Here is a 22005-nt window from a genome sequence, read left to right as displayed (position 1 = left end):
AAAATAACTTCTCACTTCATTTTTGCCCATAAAAAAAGCAAAGGGATTTCCCTTTGCTCCTTCATTTCTATTCTATTAAGATACTTCTTCCTTCTTATCTTTCCCGTATTCATGCTCCCAGAAATCTGCATTTTTAATTCCTAACGACTGCGGATCGAATACTGGATTTTTTCCTTCTTTTTTCTGCTTTTCATAATCCTTTAATGCGATCAATGCCGGTTTTTGTAATAATAGAATCGCAATAATGTTAACCCATGCCATAATTCCTACACCAATATCTCCTAAAGCCCATGCTGTTGCTGCTGTTTTTACACAACCGTAGAATACAACTCCTAAGAATACAAACTTTAGTACGATAGACATCCAAGGACGGTCTTTATCACGATTTAAGTAAGCTATATTCGTTTCTGCAATGTAGTAATAAGCCATAATTGTTGTAAATGCGAAGAATAGTAGAGAGATTGCGACGAAACCGTTTCCAAATCCAGGGAAAACAGATTCTACCGCTGCCTGTGTATAACCAGGACCTGGCTGTGCACCATTTAATTTATTGACGATAAAGTTTTTTCCGCTTGCATCAAATACGTTATACATGCCTGTAATAATCATCATGAATGCTGTTGCTGAACAAACAAATAATGTATCAATGTAAACGGAAAATGCTTGTACTAACCCTTGTTTAGCTGGATGCGATACTTCAGCAGCTGCCGCCGCATGGGCCCCAGTTCCTTGCCCTGCTTCATTTGAATAAATACCACGTTTTACACCCCAAGAGATTGCTAAACCGATAATTCCACCAAAAGCTGCTTCTAGTGCAAATGCACTTTTTATAATTAACATGAAAGCATCTGGTAATTTTTCAATATTCATAGCGACAATTACACAAGCTACTAAAATATAGCCAAGCGCCATAAATGGAACTACAACTTGCGCTACGTTAACAATTCGCTTAACTCCACCAAAAATAATCAGTGCTAATGCTGCTACTAATACCGCTCCAGATACAGAAGTATTGATACCGAAAGCTGTTTCCAGACTTACAGCAATACTATTCGCTTGAACACCCGGTAACAGCATCCCCGTTGCAAGAATTGTTGCTGCAACGAATACTAATGCATACCATTTAACTCCTAGTCCTTTTTCAATGTAATAAGCAGGACCACCGCGGAATTGTCCTTGATGCTTCGTCTTATATATTTGTGCAAGTGTCGATTCTACATAAGCAGAACCTGCTCCTAGAAAGGCTACTGCCCACATCCAAAATACAGCTCCTGGACCACCAAAGGCAACGGCTGTTGCAACACCGGCAATATTTCCCGTTCCAACGCGCCCTGATAATGAAAGTGCTAACGCTTGGAATGAGGAAACACCAGCATCAGACTTTTCTCCTTGAAATGTAAGCTTCACCATTTCTCCTACATGTCTTACTTGTAAAAACCTCGTTCGAATGGAAAAATATAAGCCTACTCCTAAACATAAATAGACAAGTGCGGGACTCCAAACAATATTATTTATCCAACTTACGATAGCTTCCAATACCCCTCTACCTCCTTTTATAAAGAATTTTCAGAATATATAAAAATTATAAATGTATACCGAATCTATGACAATATTATTTTAATAAAACAAACATATTTTTGTATAAAAAAACAAAGTATATATTTATTTTACACACTTTGTTTTGGTACGAATGTATTATATATTCACAATTGCTTCTTTCTTTACAATTCTTTCGTAGAGTTGTTCTGATAATCCCCTGAAATTACCAGGCATATCTTTCCCTTTAAACTTCTTTTGAAGCGTGCCGTATAAACCTATATCACGTAAACGTAAAAATAACGGTAATGATTCATACCAACTATCCGCCAGCCTGTGTTCATATTCGTATCCTTTTCTTAACACTTGTAACTGTTTACGAGCGAATGTCGTCTTCTCCTCCACTGTCCACGGTGTAAAAAGAACCGAGTAATAAAGAACCATTGCTAAATCATGTATAAAGTAATTATAAGCTGCATCATCAAAATCAAAGATTGTTAGCTCTTTTCCATCATAATGAAAGTTACCTGGATGAATATCACCATGCATAAGACCGAATGTTTCTCTTTCAATTGGAAGAGCCTTTATTTCATCCATTAATATAGTAGCGATCTCTTTCACTTTCTTATCTTCTAATTCATTAACAATGCTACTTTCATCCTCTTTCCACGTATCACGGTAGTCTGTTTTAGGATAATTCATTGTAAGGCGATGCAGTTGTCCAATCGCTTTTCCCCATGCTTCAAAGAAAGGATCTCCCCAATAAGGCGATTCATCTCCTTGTACTTGCTCACCTTTTGCATATGTAAATAAGGAAGCATAAAAGAAAGTCTCATCTTCCGCTCCGATTTCTTCTACAAGATTTTGAGATATTGAATTACGAGGTCCCGCCACTTTCGCCCCATGCTCCGCAACATACCGTAAAAAATCTAGTTCAGCCTCTACCTCTTTTTTAGAACGATGAGAAGAATGAGTTAAGCGTAATACGTAATCTCCATTATTTTTATCCTTCGCCTTAAAAATATAATTCTCAAAATCACCAAGTGGCTTTTCTTCCACTGTTACATTAAATATCTTTGCAGCTTCTGCTAAAATCTCATTTGTAAAAACTCGTTCCACAGCTATTTCCATCTTTATTCCCTCCTATATGTACCCTCTAATTAATTCGACATGAATGTGAGAAGTACTGCTATGAAATTGAATAATGCGTGGGCAACCATAGCTGATAAAATAGAATTTGTTTTCTCATATAACCATGCGAATGCTACTCCGCTTAAAAAATTCACCGGTAATGTGTTATATGTGGGAATATGAACAACTGTAAATATTATTGAACTTATAAGCACACCGCCCCATATGCCATATCTATCTCGAAAAAACGTATAAAAAACACCTCGATATAAAATCTCTTCATATATTGGTGATATAACCGCCGCTCCAATTACCGCGATACAAAATGAATATATTGATTTATCATTTTGGACCGTATCCGTTTTACTATTGTCAAAGGAAATACCCATTTTCTCCATTATCATTAATACACCAATACTAACTACAATCAAAGAAATAACCGCTACAAATGTCCACAAGAAATCTTTCCATGAAAGCTTCCGAATTCCAATATCTTTCCACGACAGTTTATATCTTTTTATGCAAAAAAGATAAACTACAAACGTAAATATCACTGCCATTATAAGCCCCATTAATACTCCAGCATATAATGAGTTCCCTATTATTTTTAAAGCATAATCATAAAAAAGAGATTCAACCATTACTGGTACAATCAGAAATACGAAAACAAATAAATATAAAATTTCTTTCCATCCCCACATATATTTTAAAGTCATCTACACCATCCCCTATACCCTATTTTCTTTAGTATAAAAGATGACGTAACGTAACTTTCAAGCTACTTTTTCAAATAATCCAAGCATAAATTTCTCACAAACAACAAAAATTAACAAAAACGATTACATTGTAAAAGGGGTGGAAATTATGGCCGAACAGGAAAATTCACAACAAGATGATAGTAAAAGCATATATTTCCATCACTTGCAGAAAATGTTAATTACATCGAAAATAAGCTCTGCCATTCTGATGATATAAAAAAATTAGATGTTCCTTTTCAAGATGGAAAAGGAACAATCTTATATATCGAATCTTTAGCGGATCCAAATTTAATTCATCAATTAGCTCTTGAAGCACCGAGCGATAATCTTTATACAATGGGCGAAAGAAAAAACTACAAAAGGAATTATCTAAGCTATTCACAAAAGAAGCAAAACAAATAACAAAAAAGCTACAAAAAGCAAATTGTGATGCTTTCGGAATCGGCAGACATCTCATCGCTTATCATCCTGATTTATGGAAGAAAAAAAATTGGAATAAAGATTATGCAAAAGTGAAGTTTAAACCTGAAGTAGAAGTGGATATTTTGTATAGCGGTGTCTTAAAGTAAAAGGTTGTATGCCTCGTGGGCATACAACCTTTTTATCCCGCATTAACGGGCAGTAAGCCCCCCCTCAAAATTCAGTGGAAGCAAAGAAGTTAGATGGGGGATCAACTGCCCGTTAATGCCCGATTGGTGAGGGCTGATAATCAGTGGGGGATAAACACCCCCTACTGATTAAAGTTTCACTTTATTTCGTACATCGATATACAATCGACTCATACGGTCTTAATATAAGATTGTTTATATCCGTACTCGAATCTTTATAATTTGATAATAAAACTTCTTGCTTCATCTCATCTAATTGAACATCTTCTGGTACAGAGTAAGCAACTTCTTCTCCATAGAAGTTACTTACAACAAGTAATACTTCATTCTTTACAGTACGTGTATATGCCCAAATCTTAGGGTGATTCCCACCTAAAACATCATATTTCCCTTCTGTAATGACATCGTATTTTTTTCTAAGTTCAATTAACTTTTTATAATGGTAAAATACAGACTCTCTATCTTCTAATGCCTTCTCTACATTTATTTCTTTAAAGTTTTCAGCCACTGAAATCCAAGGTGTACTTGTTGTAAAACCACTATTTACCTCTTCATTCCACTGCATCGGAGTACGGGAGTTGTCACGAGATTTTTGTTTTAAAATCCCAATAATCTCTTCTTTTGATAATCCTTCTTCTCGCTTTATATCGTATATATTTAACGATTCTACATCACGATATTGCTCAATAGAATTAAAGTTAGGGTTCGTCATACCAATCTCTTCCCCTTGGTAAATATAAGGTGTCCCTTGCAACATATGCATAGCCGTTGCTAACATTTTTGCAGATTCGTTTCGGTACTTTCCATCATCACCAAAGCGTGACACAATGCGAGGTTGGTCATGATTACACCAAAATAACGCATTCCATCCTCCGCCCTTTTGCATTTCAATTTGCCAATTAGACATAATCTCTTTTAATTTAATGAAATCAAAATCCGCTTTCGTCCACTTATCACCATTCGGATAATCTACTTTTAAATGATGGAAACTAAATGTCATGCTCAATTCATTACGCTCAGGGTTTGAATATTTAATACAATTATCAATTGTCGTAGATGACATTTCTCCAACTGTAATTACCTCTTTCCCTTCAAACACATTTCGGTTCATCTCTTGTAAATATTCATGAACGCGCGGGCCGTCTGTATAATATTTACGGCCATCACTTGTCGCCGTACTTCCGTCATCATTTAAGAACTGTTGATCTTTTGAAATTAAATTAATAACATCTAATCGGAATCCAGTTACCCCTTTATCCAGCCAAAAGCGCATCATATCATATACTTCTTCACGAAGCTTTTCATTTTCCCAATTTAAATCAGCTTGTGTTTCATCAAATAGATGTAAAAAGTATTGCTCTGTCTTCTCATCGTACTTCCAAGCAGATCCACCAAACTTAGATTGCCAATTATTTTTTTCATCACGCCAAATATAATAATTACGATATGGACTATTTTTATCTTCCTTCGCTTCCTTAAACCACTTATGCTCCGTCGAACTGTGGTTTACAACGATATCGAGCATGATTTCAATGTTACGTGCTTTCGCTTCTTCTAAAAGCTCTTCAAACTCTTCCATCGTTCCGTAAGATGGATCAATACTGTAGTAATCACTTACATCGTATCCATTATCATGTTGTGGTGATTGGTATATCGGTGTTAACCAAATATAATCCACTCCAAGTTCTTTTAAATAATCTAGTTTCTCTGTAACTCCTTTTATATCACCAGTTTCTTTATTGTAATAGCTATTAAAGCTTTTCGGATAAATTTGATAGACTACACTTTTATGCCAATCTTTCATACTTAACTTCCTCCTACTTCTGTTTTACTCTTTTTGCAAATAACCACGTTAACGTAAATGGGATTACAACTGCGATTACCATTCCTACAATAAACATTGGAATCGATTTCGGAATGATAGAAATAAATGCTGGCAATCCGCCAATTCCGATAGCCGGTGCTAATACACCGTTTAATGTAATAAATATCGCTGCCACAGCAGATCCTATAATCGCTGCATAGAACGGGAATTTATTTCGTAAGTTCACACCAAACATCGCTGGCTCTGTAATACCGAAATATGCTGAGATTGCTGATGTTGATGCCATGCTTTTATCATTTTGATTTTTAGAGATCCAGAACATCGCAAGTGCCGCACTACCTTGCGCAATGTTAGAAAGGGCAATCATTGGCCAAATGAATGTACCACCGTGCTGTGCAATTAATTGTAAATCGATAGCAATAAACATATGATGCATACCTGTAATTACAAGTGGTGCATACAATGCTCCAAACAATACTGCTCCAACTACTGGTACTGTTTCATATACACCTACTAATCCAGCTGTTAATAAGTCTCCAATATGACGTGTAACTGGACCGATAATTCCTAAAGCTAACACTCCTGTTACTACAATCGTTGTAATTGGTACAACTAATAATTGAATTGCATTCGGTACATGTTTCTTTAAAAAAATTTCAACTTTACTTAATACGAATGCCGCTACTAAAACTGGTAAAATTTGTCCTTGATATCCAACCTTTTCAATTTGGAACAATCCTAAAATATTGAAGTACTCAATCTTTTGTCCCTCTAAACCAGTTGCTGCTTTTCCATAATCCCAAGCGTTTAATAAGGCAGGATGCACAAGCATTAATCCCATTACGATTCCTAATATCGGACTACCGCCAAAACGCTTCGTCGCTGACCAACCAACAAGTGCTGGTAAGAATACAAATGCTGTATTCGCCATCATATTAATTAAATCCCAAAGTCCACCTAAGTTCGGATAAACATCTAATAAATTTTTACCATCAAAAAATAAGTCCTTTGCCCCTAATAAATTATTAATCCCCATTAGTAAACCGGCTGTTACAATCGCCGGTAAAATTGGCATAAATACATCGGAAAATACTTTTACGAACTTTTGAACTGGATTTAATTTTTGATTTCCAGAGTCCTTTACATCTGCTACTGTTGCTTCCTTCATACCTGCAAGCGTTATCAATTCAGCGTATACTCGATCCACATCACCTGGACCAATTACAATTTGAAATACCCCAGCGTTATGAAACGCTCCTTTCACTAATGAAACAGACTGTAATTTATCATTATCTATTTTACTTTCATCCTTCAAAGCGATACGAAGCCTCGTTACACAATGTGCCGCTTGATCGATATTGTCTTTCCCACCAATATATTGCAGCAATTCTTCTGCTGTTTTGCGATAGTCTTTCCCCATATTCCCGTCCCTCTTTTCTTTTTTTGATACCGTTTACACTTACATATTAACTCGTATATATAAGTTAGTCAACACTCGTATATACGAGTTGGTGATTTTTTTATAAAAAAAAGAGATAGAACAATATTTTGTTCCATCTCTTTACTTTCTTCGCGCCACATCCGAAAAGTGAAAAATATCTAAACGGTGACGTGATTCCGTATATTCGAACTGACTCCCATCGTATAAATGAGTAAATTTTTTTACAACGACAACATAGTCTGTTCCATTTAAATCTAAGTACTTTCGGTCATCATCTGTACATGGTTGTACTTCAATTACCCGCTGTGAATAGCTAATATGTAGCCCTAATTCTTTCTCAATGTATTTATAAATCGATGCAGTTGCAATTTCTCTCGTTAATCCTGGAATATACTCCGATACAAAATGGTTTATATCTAAAATTACTTTTTCTCCATCAATATTTCGTACACGTTTAATATGATCTATTTCCGTTTTTTCTTTCACGTTTAATAACTTTGCTACATCTTTCGTCGCTTTCATTTTCTCTATTTCCACGACTTCTGTAATACAGTAACGTCCTAAACGTTCATTTTCTTCTTGAAAACTTACAATACCACCAAAGTTAAATTCAATGTTTTTGCGCTTTAATACAAAAACACCTTTTCCGTGTATTTTTTGAACATATCCACGCTCTTGCAATAAATCTACTGCTTTTCTTACAGTACCTCGGCTTGCCTCATACTGCTTCATTAATTCTGTTTCTGATGGGATTTTGCATCCCTCTTTTAATTGCTTATTATCAATAGACTTACTGATTTCTATATAAATTTGTTCATACTTACTCATCATTTACAATAGCCCCTTGTCACCTTCTAATTCTATATGTATTATACCATGCTACACTCTTCTGCCAATCTCTCTCTTATTTTCCAGTACAAGAAAAATATAGGTAAATATTTAATCTTTAAAACGTATTTTTATAAAAATTTTTATATTTTTCTTTTCATTCAAAAAAACATGTAGTATACTAACTTCAAAATCAGAGGAGAAAGGGAGCAAAGAACTATGCTTACTTATACAACAATTGTAGTTACATTTGCACAAAAACATCATCATCATACGTAACCCTTGAAACCTAGCGGAAAAATTACGCGTAGGTACAAGGGTTATTCCCGTTGTACCTACGTTAGGCGAAGAGCCATGTAGGTATTTTTTATCTACATGGCTCTTTTTTTATTGCCAAAAAGCTAGTAAAAAATGATGTTTAAGCAAATCTTACTACAAAGGAGTTAACAAAAATGGAAACGAAAAAATGGGGATTATGGGTTTTAACAGCTTTTGTTATCGGGAATATGGTTGGTGGCGGCGTATTTATGCTCCCAGCAAATTTAGCACACGTATCAGGTCCAATGGGATCTACACTTGCATGGAGTATTACAGGACTTGGTGTATTTATGATTGCACTCGTATTCGGAAATTTAGCAATTCGTAAACCAGAATTAAAAGCAGGACCACAAAGTTACGCCCAAGCAATGTTTACTTCCCAAAAGGCAGGTAAAGTTGCAGGATATAGTATGGCTTGGGGTTATTGGGCTGCTAACTGGGCTGCTACAGCATCTGTAATTATTTCCTTTGCCGGATATTTATCAACATTCTTCCCAGTTTTACAAAGTAAGCAAATTCTCTTTTCAACAAACGGATTTTCATTAGAACTTGGAAAAGCTTTAACCTTCCTAGTATGTAGTATGATGCTATGGGGAATTCAATATATTCTTTCTCAAAATATTGATAGAGCAGGAAATATGAACCTTCTTGCAACGATCGCAAAAATCATCGGATTTACAATGTTTATTGTAATCACATTATTCATTTTCAATGCCTCTAATTTCGGGGATGGTCAAACATTTATGAATGAAGCTGGACAACCTATTGCGTTGGGTGGACAAATAAATTCAGCTGCTATTGCAACACTTTGGGCGTTTATCGGTATTGAGTCAGCAGTTATGCTCTCTAACCGCGCAAAATCTCAGCGCGATGTTAAGAAAGCTACGATTTTCGGATTAATTATCGCCCTTATTATTTACATGGCAATTACTCTACTAACAATGGGTGCTCTTCCACAAGACGCTTTAAAAGAGTCTCAAAAGCCATTAGTAGATGCATTAAATTTAGCAATTGGTACTAAAGGTGCTTATATAATGGCCTTACTTGCACTCGTATCTTTATTCGGCTCTACTGTAGGATGGATCGTTGTTAGCTCAGAAGTACCTTACCAAGCAGCAAAAAATGGGCTTTTCCCTAAGTTTTTCGGAAAAACAAATAAAAAAGGAAGTCCTTCAAAATCATTATTTATTACAAATGTGATGACACAAATTTTCTTATTTTCAACGATTTCTGGTACTGTTTCAGAAGCATATAATTTCGCTATTGTTGTGGCGACATTAGCATATTTAATCCCGTACCTTGTTTCTACCTTGTACCAGTTAAAATTAGTTATTACGGGGGAAACGTATGATATAATGCCTGGATCTCGAATAAAAGATGGGATCATTACTGCACTAGCATTTTTATATTCCATTTGGGTTATTAAAACAGGAACTGCTGATTTAAAAACGTTCTTCTTAGGAATTGGGTTGTTTGTATTAGGCCTTATTCTTTATCCAATTTTAATGAAAGATTCACAAAAAAAATAATAAAAAAGAGAAGCTTTCCGCTTCTCTTTTTTTTATTAAAAGTCAGTTAATAACTTTTCTTTTAGTTCACCTACACCTAACGGTTTCGCATAATAAAAACCTTGTACAAAATCGCACCCCATTGATTGTAATAAGCTTTCTTGTTCTACCGTTTCTACCCCTTCAGCAACCACTAATAAATTTAAACTATGGGCAATTTCAATAACCGATTTTACAATCGTTCGCTCTGGCTGTGCGTTATCATAATGAAACTCACGAATAAAATTACGATCAATTTTTACAATATCAAGTGGTAGTTGTTTTAAATAATATAATGAGGAATACCCTGTTCCGAAATCGTCTAAAGCAATTAAAATTCCCATACTTCTTAATTCTTGTAATGTAGCAATAATATAATCAAAATGACGTACAGCTATACTTTCTGTTATTTCTAATATTAAACGATTTGGTGAAAACCCTGTTCGCTTCAATATACTACGAACAGATAAAATAAATCGCTTTTGCATCAATTGTTGTATTGATAAATTAACAGATAACTTCAGTCCCTCTTGATACTCCGGTAAAGTTTTAAACAGTCGACATGACTTTTCTAGTACCCAATCTCCTAGTTTTATAATAAGTCCACACTCTTCAGCTACAGGTATAAATTCACTTGGTGAAATAGGACCTTCTTCTGTCTGACAACGTGCTAAAGCCTCAATACCAGTACATTTCTTTGTTTTCAAATCAATAATGGGCTGTAATGCCACTTTTAATTCTTCGTCACGAATTGCTTTTTGCAAAGCAAACTCTATTTTCATTCTACGATTTATTTTCGCACGTAATTCATCTGTAAAGAAGCAAGCCGCATTTCTTCCTTGCTCTTTCGCACTGTACATGGCTAAATCTGAATTTTTCAATAATGTTTCAACGTCTTTTCCATCTTGCGGATAGGAACAAAGTCCTAGACTGGCTGAAATATATATTTCATGACCTTCAAGCATAAATGGCGCTTGAAAGCATGACAACACAGATGTCGCTAACTGCCTCATCTCATCTTGTGTATGTTTTTTTGTTAATAGCACAAATTCATCTCCACCCAGCCTAGCTAGAACATCTTTATCTCCTAGTACATAATGCAATCGTGAAGCGACTTCGCTTAAAAGTAAATCTCCTATCATATGACCTAACGTATCATTCACTAATTTAAAACGATCTAAATCAAAGTAAATCATACCAAACTCTATTTTCTCTGCAATCATCTTATTTACAGTCGTAATTAACTGTAAACGGTTTGGTAAACTTGTTAACGCATCGTGATAAGCAAGTTCCCTATAACGACTTTCGCTTAATCGTAATCTTTGTTCTGCTTCTTTCCTACTACTTATATCATTTCGAATTGCAATAAATTGATAGGGTTCTCCCTTTTCATTTAAAAATGGAACAATTGTTGTTTTAACCCAATAATACGTACCATCTTTTGCTTGATTTTGAATTTCCCCCGTCCAGACTTTTCCACTCAAAATACGCTTCCATAGGACTTGAAAAAATGCTTTCGGATGGTATCCAGAATTTAAAATACGGTGATCTTTTCCTATTAACTCTTCTCTTTTATATTTTGAGATTTTACAAAATTTATCATTCACATATGTAATAAGACCTTTTCGGTCTGTAATAGCAACAATTGAAGACTCATCTAATGCTAATTTTAAATCTTGCAATGAAGAGTCATATAATGCATGATCTCTTTGTTCTAGCATGCTCATCTCTCCTTGCTTCCTATCTGACTAAAACACAACTCGTTTCTCTTCATAGAAATAGAGATATTTCATTTTCTCATAATAGACCTTTACATAAACCAGATTATTAAATAGACCGATTAAAATAACATAATATTATTTGTAATAAAAAGCAATATGGTGCTGTTTTAATTATAGTAGAAGCTTCTCATCTCTCTGCTTATCTAAGCTTATTATACAGTATTCTCTTACATTCCTTTAATTTTTAAAGTGACAATTTCATCACTATTAGCCTCTATTCCCTACTAATGTGGCCTCACACCTAATCTCTTTTATTTCTTGAAATGTTAAGATGTAAATCTGATTGCTGATACATAATGAAATAGGATTAAAATACAAAATGCGACTATTCACAAATAATAATATAAAATCAAAATTTGCATTTAACACATTGAATTACAATAACAAAATATTAACATATTTTCACCTTGATTTTGGAAGTATTTTATAAATAAATACATTATTAACCTAAAAAAGAGGGTATCCTCTTTTTTAGGTTAATAATACGGATACGATGTTTGTTGATAAGCTGGGTATGGTACCGGGTACGGCGCTGGATAAGTTATCGGGTATGGTGCTGGATAATATCCCCCACCACTAGCTGCACCTGTTAATGCCCCAGCTGTAAGTCCTCCTACTACGCCCCCTGCAAAACCCCCTGGGAAAAATCCTCCGCCCCACCCGCCACCATGATGGTGGTAGTGATCATAATGATTATGTCCGCCATGATGATTGTATCCACTGTGATGATTATGTCCACCATGATGATTGTGCCCTCCGTGATGATTGTGCCCTCCGTGATGATTCCGATCATATCCTCCATAATTTCCAGTATAGTTCATTTTTCTTCCTCTCCTTTTAGCATATAGTTATGCCTCTCTTTAATATGTGGAATAATAAGGATTCTGTTGATAATCCGCATAGTATGGATAATCTGAATAATAAGGATAACCATATCCGCCATAACCAAATGTTGGACTGAGTAAAGTACCTGCTACAAACCCTGGAAAGAAACCTCCACCCAAAAACGGCGAATGTCCAAAGCCACCCTGGAAACCTCCATGACCAAAACCACCGCCGTGACCAAATCCTCCAATTGGACGACCATACATTTTACTCAACTCCTTTTTTATATAAAAACGTCACATTATACTGTATGTAGGACAAATGCGGAGAGTATAGGGAAATACCTACATTTTGTAAAAAACACAAAACACTTTATAATAAAGGTGTCACATTACATTTCCTATTTAAAAAGTCTATATTCAAGAAAGATTAGAGGAATTATATAAAAATGAAGAAGCCTATCGTTCAATTATTATTAGTATTTACAATTGTATCTATCGTTCTTTTACTTTTAAATATATCGGCTATTTCGTTATATACATTTGTCGGTGTTCTATGGTCTATCACAATCGTAGGGATTTCATTCGTTATTTTTATCGAAAATAGGTCTCCCCAAAGCACATTAGCTTGGTTTTTAGTATTAGCGCTTCTACCTATTATCGGTGTACTTTTATACTCTCTTTTCGGACGTAGCCGTTGGAGAAGAAAAAAGCATCTCCATCGTTCAGAAGAGCAAAGAAAATTATTTCGTGAAATTTTAGAAAGAAGACGATTAGAATTATCACTTACAGTTCCATTACAAGAACGTTCTATACATTTAACAGAAGTCGTACAAAAATTTGGAGGCGGGCCTGCCGCAGATAGAACAACTACAAAACTTTTAACAAACGGTGATCAAACATTTTCAGAAATCTTGCAAGCTATCGAGCATGCAAAACATCATATACATATTCAATACTACATTTATAAATCTGATGAGATTGGTACAAAAGTACGAGATGCTTTAATACAAAAGGCAAAAGATGGTGTTATTGTACGCTTCCTTTATGATGGACTGGGAAGTAATACTTTAAGAAGACGCTTTTTACAACCTATGAAAGAAGCTGGAATTGAAATTGTAGAATTTGACCCTATTTTTTCAGCTTGGTTACTTGAAACGGTCAATTATCGTAACCATCGAAAAATCGTTATTGTAGACGGAGAAATCGGTTTTACTGGGGGACTCAACGTCGGTGATGAATATCTTGGTCGTTCGAAAAAATTCCCTGTTTGGCGTGATAGTCATTTAAAAATAGAAGGAAAAGCATTATATAAATTACAAGCAATCTTTCTAGAGGACTGGCTCTATGCCTCTAGTGGATTGAATACTTACTCTTGGAAACAATTTATGAATAGACAATACTTCCCTGGTAAAGAAATTTCGAATGCAGAAGGTGCTGTTCAAATTGTCGCAAGTGGGCCAAGCTCAGATGATAAAAGTATTCGTAATACTTTACTAGCTGTTATGGGCTCTGCAAAAAAGTCTATTTGGATCGCTACACCATACTTTATTCCAGATCAAGAAACTTTAACATTATTACGCTTAAGTGCAATTTCCGGCATAGATGTACGCATTTTATATCCAGGTAAAAGTGATAGCATCATTAGCGATCAAGCATCTCAATCCTATTTCACTCCACTTTTAAAAGCTGGTGCTTCCATCTACAGTTATAAAGATGGTTTTATGCATGCGAAAATTGTACTCGTTGACGATAAAATTGCAACCATTGGAACAGCGAATATGGATGTACGCAGTTTTGAATTGAATTATGAAATTATTAGTGTACTTTATGAATCAGAAACCGTTCATGATATTAAACATGATTTTGAAGAAGACTTTAAGCATTCCACTGAAATTAAATGGAACTCGTTCCAAAAAAGAAGTATCAAAAAACGAATATTAGAGTCTTTCATGCGACTCATTTCTCCTTTACTATAAGCAATCAATATAATATTGATTGCTTTTTCTTTTCCATTTCCCCTCTCTCCTTTTCTTTGCATACCATATTAAAACAAGTTATCATAAGATGTATTACTTTATGAAAATAATGTTAGGTGGGAAATACATGTTAGAACAATTTCATATACATGCTGATTTAAAGCATCAGCTTTCTACAATTCACGAAAAAAACAAACAAGAAGCTGGCGAAAATGCACATTTAATTGGAAAGAAAATATATAAAGCATCTGATAACAGCATCATCGAAGATGCCATTACAGCTCTTCTTCTTGGTAAAAACATTCTATTAAAAGGACCGACTGGTAGTGGTAAAACAGTACTTGCTGAAACTCTTTCTTCTTTATTCCAAAAACCAATGCATAGCATTAACTGTTCTGTCGACTTAGATGTAGAAGGTATTTTAGGATACAACACATTACAAACAAAAGATGGTGCATCTGAAGTTACATTCGTTAACGGTCCTCTTATGAAAGCAATGAAAAACGGTCATTTCCTATATATTGATGAAATCAATATGGCAAAACCTGAAACGTTACCACTACTTCACGGTGCGTTAGATTATCGTAAAATGATTACAAATCCATTTACACAAGAAGTTGTATACGGTGATGATGAATATCGAGTAATTGCTGCAATTAACGAAGGTTACGTTGGGACAAGTGAACTAAACGAGGCGCTAAAAAACCGTTTCGTTATTATTGAAGTTCCTTACATTCAAGGTGATACATTAAAAGAACTATTACTATCTGAATCAAAATTAAATGATGTTGCAACAATTGAAAAGTTCGTTGCGTTCGCAAGCGATCTTATGCCTTTAGCTCGTGATGGACGCGTAAGTGAAGAAGCAGCGAGTATTCGTGGAATTATCGACGCATGTGATTTAGGTGTGTATATTCCTATTATGCGTGCAATTGAACGCAGTATTATCGCAAAATTAAACGATGAAACAGAACAAATGACTGTCCGTGAATTAGCAGAAAGTTATTTCTTTGAGGGATAATTCATGAGACAAATTTTTAGTGACAAAAAAATTGATGCGTCGCTGTTTCTACAAATGGAAAACTTAATGTATGCTCTTCTAAAAGAAGACGATGCCTATCTTGAGTATGGCTATAAAGCATACTACGACGAAATTGAAAAAAAGGTTGTCATTAGTCACTTTTGGGATGATCGAAAAGAAGAGGATACAGTAATCGGATTAAAAAGCGAAGTGTTTTTAAAAGCACTTGGTAATAAACATTACTCGGACATGACTTTAATTCGTTCTTATGCGATTGAATTACAAGAATCGCCTCTAAAAAAGTTTTTAACACAATTATTTGTTCTATTAGAAGATTTACGTGTTGAGGAAATCGTCAAAAATTTACGACCTGGCACAAAGCATATTTTCAAACGCCGAAAAGAAATGTATCGCAATTATTTCGGCTCACAAAATGAAATAAATCGTGTTCGTAACTATCACGGTGACCGTCTATTTTGTCTATGCTACCTTTCATTAACAAGTGATAAATATGAAATGTTTAATAATGAATATTTCGAGCAAATTGAATCAATTTTGCATGAAACATTCCAAGCTCGTAATACGGAAGATACTATGTATATCGTTGAGAAAATTCGCTATCGCTTAGAAGGACTTCTTGAAAGTGATATGCTTAATAATTATTTCGGACATGCCCCGCTTTATTTATCTGTTATTGCAGATGAAAAAAACTGCCGCGTCGAAGAATTAGCGAATGATGATACGCAACTCATAGATGACGATGATAATAAAAACAAAATGGATGAAAGCTTCTCGACATGGCATCGTGAAAATAAAAATAACGAGAACGAGAACTTTTTACGCTTTGAACTAGAAAGTGGAACAAAAACAAACATGATGGGTGATACAGCTCGTGAGTCAGAAGATGGCGATCAAGCACTTGGTTCTGTACAAGGTACTTCTCAAAAAAGTACACAATCCAACTTTGATGGTGCTGATACAGAAGAAGCAAGAGCTTCACACGCTTCTAGTCAAAACGAGGGTGCATACGGTAAGTATAATGTGGGAGCTTCTCATACATTTAAAGAAGCTCGCAAATCAAATCCTGATGAGAAAAAAGATTACCAAGCTATCAAATCAGTCGTTAATAAAGATGTAAAAGAATTAAAGAAAATTATCGAAAAAACAATTGAAAATAAAACGAATGCAAACAGTGATAAATACTACGGAAGACTTCGTAAGAAATTCCTTCGTATTTATACTGAAAAGCAGCCACGCATGTTTTATAAAAAAGGGCAAGAATCACAAGAGCTCGATGTTGCATTCCAATTGTTAGTGGACTGCTCTGGTTCTATGTATAACAAAATGGAAGAAACGAAAAAGAGTGTGGTCCTATTCCATGAAGCATTGAAATCTTTAAAAATCCCGCACGCTATTAGCGGATTTTGGGAAGATGCTTCTAGTGCTAAACCTGAAGATAAGCCGAATGTTATCCATGAAGTTGTGACATACAAAAACTCAACGTTACCAAACGTGGGTCCTGAAATTATGCAGCTTCGCGAAGAAGAAGATAACCGCGACGGATATATTATTCGTATCGTTTCTGAAAAGCTTGCGAAAAGACCAGAAAAGCATAAATTCTTACTTGTCTTTACAGACGGTGAGCCTTCTGCGCTGGACTATCAACAAGACGGTATTTTAGATACGCATGAAGCTGTCAAACTTGCTCGTAAAAGTGGTATGGAAGTAATCGGTATCTTCATCGAAGAAGGCGAAGCGAAAGAAGCGACGTATCAATTAATGAAAAACATTTATAACCATCACTTCTTAGTTGCAAATCATGCTGAAGATTTACGCCTGAAGATTAAACCATTGTTGAAAAAACTATTACTGAAGACGATTGAATAGAAAAACAGGAGCCTTTTGGCTCCTGCTTTTCGTTCACTCACTTTGTTTCTGGTTGAAACTTGTATGGAATGGCTACTTCTAACAATAATTCGAACCCTCCATCGTAGTATGGGAATCGCTCATTCGCGATTTTTCTATCTACCCACTCGATTGCGGAAATTTCTCCTTCATCTTCTGCACCAAGTTCACCTGTTATAACATTTGCTCGGAATGTAAAAAGTAATGCATGATGGCCCTTTCCCTCAAAAAACTTCTCATTTAATGCAACAAGTCCACCTGCCATAGCAGTTAAACCTGTCTCTTCTTTCACTTCTCTTACTAGTGCTTCCGTTAATGTTTCACCTTTTTCAACAGCCCCGCCTGGCAATGACCAAACGTTTTGTTCTACATTATGTACCATTAATATTTTATCTTTTTCTTCATCATGTATTAGTGCATATACAACATCAACTCTTTGCATGTTGCTTTTCTTCCTTCCTAAAATAATTAAGAGCCAATTCCTAAGAATCGGCTCTTCCTATTAATTCATTACTAACTCAGATGCGAGCTTTTTTTTTAACTTAGCCAACATGTCAGTTGTCATTTTGTCTAAATCATATTCTGCTTTAAAGCCCCATTCTTTCATTGCTGCTGTTGCATCAATAGAGTTTGGCCAGCTATCAGCGATTGTTTGACGAGCTGAGTCTACTGCGTAATCCATTGTAAACGTCGGGATGTGTTTACGAATTGACGCTGTGATTTGCTCTGGCTCGAAGCTCATTGCTGTAATGTTGAACGCATTTCTATGCACTAATTTAGTTGGATCAGCTTCCATTAATGAAATGATCGCTTGTAAAGCATCCGGCATATACATCATATCCATGTATGTTCCTTCTGCAATATATGAGGTGTATGTGCCTTTTTTAATCGCCTCATAATAAATTTCAACTGCATAGTCAGTTGTTCCGCCTCCTGGAGGAGCTACGTAAGAAATTAAGCCTGGGAAACGTACACCGCGCGTATCAACGCCAAACTTTTGATGATAATAATCACATAGTAATTCCCCTGCTACTTTGTTTACCCCATACATCGTAGTAGGACGCTGGATTGTATCTTGTGGTGTATTATCTTTTGGCGTTGATGGACCAAATGCACCGATAGAACTTGGCGTGAAAAACTTACAGTTTAATTCACGTGCTGCTTCTAATGCATTTACAAGTCCGCCCATATTTAAATTCCAAGCAAATAACGGATTTTTTTCTGCAGTTGCTGAAAGTAAAGCCGCTAAATGAATAATTGTATCTACTTCATTACGCTTTGCAATATCATGTAATTTTTGTCCATCCGTTACATCTAACGTTTCAAATGGACCAGACTTTACTACTTCACTATCTGTTTCACGAATATCTGTTGCAATAACGTTTGATGCACCGTATACATCACGAAGTTTCATTACTAGTTCAGAACCAATTTGCCCTAAAGAACCGGTTACTAGAATTTTTTTCATTTTTCCCACTCCTCATTTGCAAGCTATTCACAAGATGTCGTTAATTAAATGATACCCATTTCTTTCCCTACTTTTTCATACTTACGAATTGCTTCATCTAACATTTCTTTCGTATGAGCTGCTGTAGGCATATTTCGAACGCGTCCCATTCCTTTTGCTACGGTTGGGAATACGATAGATTTTGCGTATACGCCTTCTTCATTTAGACGTTTACTAAATTCTTGTGTTAATACTTCATCACCAATAATGCAAGGTGTAATTGGTGTTTCACTTTCTCCAATGTTAAAGCCAAGTTCTTTTAACCCTTGTTTTAAATAGCGACCATTTTCCCATAAACGATCGTGTAACTCTGTGCTTTCCATTAAAATTTCAATTGATCTCATACAAGCAGCTGCATCAGCTGGTGTTAACGCTGTAGAGAATAAGAATGGACGTGAACGCACTTTTAACCAATCGATTAAGTTTTGTTTCCCAGCTACATATCCACCAATTACCCCAATTGCTTTTGATAATGTACCAATTTGGAAATCAACTTTATCAGAAAGGCCGAAATGTTTCACAGTACCTGCACCTTTGCCAAGTACACCTGAACCGTGTGCATCATCTACATATGTCATTAAATCCAGCTCTTCTGCAATTTCAACAATCTCTGGTAATTTTGCAATATCTCCATCCATTGAGAAAACACCGTCTGTAATAACCATTAATTTATTGTAAAGACCTGATTCTTTCGCCGCGATTGCTTTTTGGCGTAAATCTTCCATATCAGAATGTTTATAAACGATGATTTTCGCTCTTGATAGACGACTACCATCGATAATAGATGCATGATTTAATTCATCTGAAAGAATCGCATCATTTTTATCCATAACAGCTGAAATCGCTGCCATATTACAGTTAAACCCTGATTGATAAGCAATTGCTGCTTCTGTATGTTTAAACTTTGCAATTGTTTCTTCTAATTTAATATGCAAATCTAAAGTACCGTTAATTGTACGAACGGCTCCTGCTCCAACGCCGTACTTATGAATTGCCCCAATTGCTGCTTCTTGTAAGCGATTATCAGTCGCTAATCCAAGATAGTTGTTTGAAGATAAGTTAATATATTCTTTTCCGCCAATTGTAATAATCGGTCCATTTGGACTTTCAAGCGGATCAATTACGTTATAAAGCCCCTTTGATTTTAAATCCTCTAAATTTTCTTCTAAAAAGTTTGCAAGTGTTTTACTAGACATCGTGAAGCCTCCCATCGTTCATGTAAGCGAATTATTGTCTTAATAGTTCTAATAATCCCTCTACTAGCTTAACACGTTTTCAGAATTTATTATAGAAAAATAGTTTAAAGTAACCGCTTACAATTTTAAATTATAAATGATTCCTTACAAGAAATCTATCTTTTACTTTTCATATTTGATAGAATTAAAAGAATATTTAGGGGGGGCTTCAAACATGGCATTTACAGAATCTGATGTATATAATAACGAAGGATTTTTTGAACAATATATGAAACGAAGATATCGCGAAAATAGCCCGAATGAATCGATTGAGAAACCAACATTCTTTCAGCTCATTGGTAATGTGCAAGGAAAGCAAATTCTCGATTTAGGTTGTGGTGACGCTAAGTTTGGTGTGGAATTATTAGAAAATGGCTGCCACTCTTACACTGGCATTGAAGGCTTCCATCTTATGTATGAAAAAGCAGTAAAACAACTAGAAAATGAAAATGGCACTGTTCATTTTTTAAACCTCAAAGACTACACATACCCTCCTTCTACTTTTGATTTAGTAACATCTAGACTCGCTTTACATTATATTGAACGTCTTGATACTATTTTTCAAAATGTATACCAAACTTTAAAGCCAAACGGAGTTTTTACCTTTAGTGTTCAACATCCCCTTATTACCTCTTCATTTGAAAGCTTACAAACGAGTGGTAAAAGAACTAGCTGGCTCGTCGATGATTATTTTAAAACAGGCAAACGAGTTGAACCATGGATTGACCAAGAGGTTATTAAATATCATCGTACAACGGAAGAGTATTTCACATTGTTACAACAAGCCGGATTTACAATTACAAACTTAAAAGAAGCTACACCAAGTAAAGGAAACTTCCAAATCGAGGAAGAATACAACCGTCGCTTACGGATTCCTCTCTTCCTCTTATTTTCTTGTACCAAATAAAAAAACGATGAATCAATCATCGTTTTTTTCGTTATCTCATCGCCTGAGCAACTTCTTTAACTAATCGTCTTCCTCTTCCGTGCGGGATACAAAGTGGTGTTCCAAATAACGGATCTGTACTGATTTGACACTCCATTCGGAATACATCACGTACTAGCTTTTCGTCTACCACTTCTTCAGGCTTACCTTGTGCATATATTTGTTTATCTTGAATTGCTACAATATTATCTGCATAGCGGCATGCCAAATTCAAATCGTGCAATACCATAACAATCGTTCTTTGCTCTGTTTCATTTAATTCGAATAATAAATCTAATACTTCAATTTGGTGCGTCATATCTAAATATGTAGTCGGCTCATCCAGTAAAATAATATCTGTATCTTGTGCAAGCGTCATTGCAATCCAAGCACGTTGACGTTGTCCACCTGAAAGAGCATGAACATCACGCTCAGCAAATTCTGTCATACCCGTTGCCGCAAGTGCCTTCTGGACCATTTCCTCATCTTTTTCTGACCATTGCTTCAGCCATGTTTGATATGGATAACGCCCTTGCTTTACAAGTTGCAATACTGTAAGACCTTCTGGTGCTTGAGGCCCTTGTGGCAATATCGCCATTTGACGAGCAATTTGCTTCGTTTGCATACTTTGAATTGCTTGATTATCTAACAAAATGTCCCCAGTTGTTGGCTTTAACAATCTAGCTAGTGAGCGTAATAAAGTTGATTTTCCACAACCGTTAGAACCGATGAAGATTGTAATTTCCCCTTTTGGAATTTCTAAATCCAACTCATCAATAATAATTGTTTCACCATAAGACAGCGTCAAACGTTTCGTCTCCAATGCTTTTTGCATA

Annotated in this window: 18 protein-coding genes and 1 pseudogene; 6 read left to right on the top strand and 13 right to left on the bottom strand. The window is 35.4% G+C overall.

Translation table 11 applies throughout. The annotated features are described in order from the left end of the window. Window positions 1-75: 75 nt before the first annotated feature. The 3 genes from QUF93_RS05595 to QUF93_RS05585 all read right to left on the bottom strand — a co-directional run bounded on the left by QUF93_RS05595 (window position 76) and on the right by QUF93_RS05585 (window position 3383). Window positions 76-1536 carry an alanine/glycine:cation symporter family protein gene (locus QUF93_RS05595; protein WP_289358099.1) on the bottom strand — a complete coding sequence of 487 codons (1461 nt, stop codon included), beginning with the start codon at window positions 1534-1536 and terminating at the stop codon, window positions 76-78. Between the two features lie 159 nt (window positions 1537-1695). Continuing rightward, window positions 1696-2667, bottom strand: a complete 972-nt coding sequence (locus tag QUF93_RS05590; RefSeq protein WP_289358098.1) for a phosphotransferase enzyme family protein — start codon at window positions 2665-2667, stop codon at window positions 1696-1698. Window positions 2668-2696: 29 nt separating this feature from the next. Further along, on the bottom strand, window positions 2697-3383 hold the full coding sequence (locus tag QUF93_RS05585; RefSeq protein ID WP_289358097.1) for a CPBP family intramembrane glutamic endopeptidase: 687 nt from the start codon (window positions 3381-3383) through the stop codon (window positions 2697-2699). A gap of 342 nt (window positions 3384-3725) precedes the next feature. Here QUF93_RS05585 and QUF93_RS05580 point away from each other — a divergent pair. Further along, window positions 3726-3994 (top strand): annotated as a pseudogene (locus QUF93_RS05580) (Ger(x)C family spore germination C-terminal domain-containing protein); the annotation flags it as partial. A 181-nt stretch (window positions 3995-4175) separates the two neighbouring features. Here the strand turns inward: QUF93_RS05580 and treC are convergent. The 3 genes from treC to treR all read right to left on the bottom strand — a co-directional run bounded on the left by treC (window position 4176) and on the right by treR (window position 8130). After that, window positions 4176-5837 carry an alpha,alpha-phosphotrehalase gene (gene treC / locus QUF93_RS05575; protein WP_289358096.1) on the bottom strand — a complete coding sequence of 554 codons (1662 nt, stop codon included), beginning with the start codon at window positions 5835-5837 and terminating at the stop codon, window positions 4176-4178. A 13-nt stretch (window positions 5838-5850) separates the two neighbouring features. Then, a complete protein-coding gene (gene treP / locus QUF93_RS05570) occupies window positions 5851-7278 on the bottom strand; it encodes a PTS system trehalose-specific EIIBC component (RefSeq protein WP_289358095.1) in 1428 nt (475 codons plus the stop codon). 141 nt (window positions 7279-7419) lie between these two features. Continuing rightward, a complete protein-coding gene (treR, locus tag QUF93_RS05565; RefSeq protein WP_289375227.1) occupies window positions 7420-8130 on the bottom strand; it encodes a trehalose operon repressor in 711 nt (236 codons plus the stop codon). Window positions 8131-8579: 449 nt separating this feature from the next. Here treR and QUF93_RS05560 point away from each other — a divergent pair, with 449 nt between their 5' ends. After that, window positions 8580-9974 (top strand): amino acid permease, encoded by a 1395-nt coding sequence (locus QUF93_RS05560; protein WP_128282800.1) that lies wholly within the window; start codon window positions 8580-8582, stop codon window positions 9972-9974. Window positions 9975-10009: 35 nt separating this feature from the next. Here the strand turns inward: QUF93_RS05560 and QUF93_RS05555 are convergent, their stop codons facing one another. From QUF93_RS05555 to QUF93_RS05545, 3 genes are all read right to left on the bottom strand, one after another. Beyond that, window positions 10010-11713, bottom strand: coding sequence for a putative bifunctional diguanylate cyclase/phosphodiesterase (locus QUF93_RS05555; RefSeq protein WP_289358094.1), 1704 nt, complete (start codon window positions 11711-11713; stop codon window positions 10010-10012). A gap of 536 nt (window positions 11714-12249) precedes the next feature. After that, window positions 12250-12594 carry a hypothetical protein gene (locus QUF93_RS05550; protein WP_088057513.1) on the bottom strand — a complete coding sequence of 115 codons (345 nt, stop codon included), beginning with the start codon at window positions 12592-12594 and terminating at the stop codon, window positions 12250-12252. 39 nt (window positions 12595-12633) lie between these two features. Further along, window positions 12634-12864, bottom strand: coding sequence for a hypothetical protein (locus QUF93_RS05545; protein WP_289358093.1), 231 nt, complete (start codon window positions 12862-12864; stop codon window positions 12634-12636). Window positions 12865-13046: 182 nt separating this feature from the next. Here QUF93_RS05545 and QUF93_RS05540 point away from each other — a divergent pair, with 182 nt between their 5' ends. The 3 genes from QUF93_RS05540 (at window position 13047) to QUF93_RS05530 (ending at window position 17484) form a co-directional block, all read left to right on the top strand. Then, complete coding sequence (locus tag QUF93_RS05540; RefSeq protein ID WP_242214516.1) at window positions 13047-14576, top strand: cardiolipin synthase; 1530 nt, start codon at window positions 13047-13049, stop codon at window positions 14574-14576. A 127-nt stretch (window positions 14577-14703) separates the two neighbouring features. Next, on the top strand, window positions 14704-15597 hold the full coding sequence (locus tag QUF93_RS05535; protein WP_088057511.1) for an ATP-binding protein: 894 nt from the start codon (window positions 14704-14706) through the stop codon (window positions 15595-15597). 3 nt (window positions 15598-15600) lie between these two features. Beyond that, the gene (locus tag QUF93_RS05530) at window positions 15601-17484 is read left to right on the top strand and encodes a vWA domain-containing protein (protein WP_289358092.1); all 1884 of its coding nucleotides are present in this window, start codon (window positions 15601-15603) and stop codon (window positions 17482-17484) included. 37 nt (window positions 17485-17521) lie between these two features. On the opposite strand, the gene QUF93_RS05525 is transcribed toward QUF93_RS05530, so the two are convergent. From QUF93_RS05525 to QUF93_RS05515, 3 genes are read right to left on the bottom strand one after another with little or no spacing between them, the layout of a single operon-like run. Further along, a complete protein-coding gene (locus QUF93_RS05525; protein ID WP_289358091.1) occupies window positions 17522-17944 on the bottom strand; it encodes an NUDIX hydrolase in 423 nt (140 codons plus the stop codon). Between the two features lie 60 nt (window positions 17945-18004). Beyond that, a complete protein-coding gene (locus QUF93_RS05520; protein WP_289358090.1) occupies window positions 18005-18970 on the bottom strand; it encodes an L-threonine 3-dehydrogenase in 966 nt (321 codons plus the stop codon). Between the two features lie 44 nt (window positions 18971-19014). Beyond that, window positions 19015-20205 (bottom strand): glycine C-acetyltransferase, encoded by a 1191-nt coding sequence (locus tag QUF93_RS05515; RefSeq protein ID WP_002116108.1) that lies wholly within the window; start codon window positions 20203-20205, stop codon window positions 19015-19017. 214 nt (window positions 20206-20419) lie between these two features. Between QUF93_RS05515 and QUF93_RS05510 the strand changes: the two genes are divergently transcribed. After that, window positions 20420-21151: a class I SAM-dependent methyltransferase gene (locus QUF93_RS05510; RefSeq protein WP_289358089.1), complete on the top strand. Its 732-nt coding sequence runs from the start codon at window positions 20420-20422 to the stop codon at window positions 21149-21151. Between the two features lie 31 nt (window positions 21152-21182). On the opposite strand, the gene QUF93_RS05505 is transcribed toward QUF93_RS05510, so the two are convergent. Then, window positions 21183-22004 (bottom strand): petrobactin ABC transporter ATP-binding protein FpuD, encoded by an 822-nt coding sequence (locus tag QUF93_RS05505; RefSeq protein WP_289358088.1) that lies wholly within the window; start codon window positions 22002-22004, stop codon window positions 21183-21185. Between the last annotated feature and the right edge of the window lies 1 nt (window position 22005).

Origin of the sequence: Bacillus hominis, assembly GCF_030348325.1 — a bacterium.
GTDB classification, from domain to species: Bacteria; Bacillota; Bacilli; order Bacillales; family Bacillaceae_G; genus Bacillus_A; species Bacillus_A hominis.
Note: the sequence above shows the minus strand (reverse complement) of the source record. Positions and strands in the feature narration are given on the sequence as shown.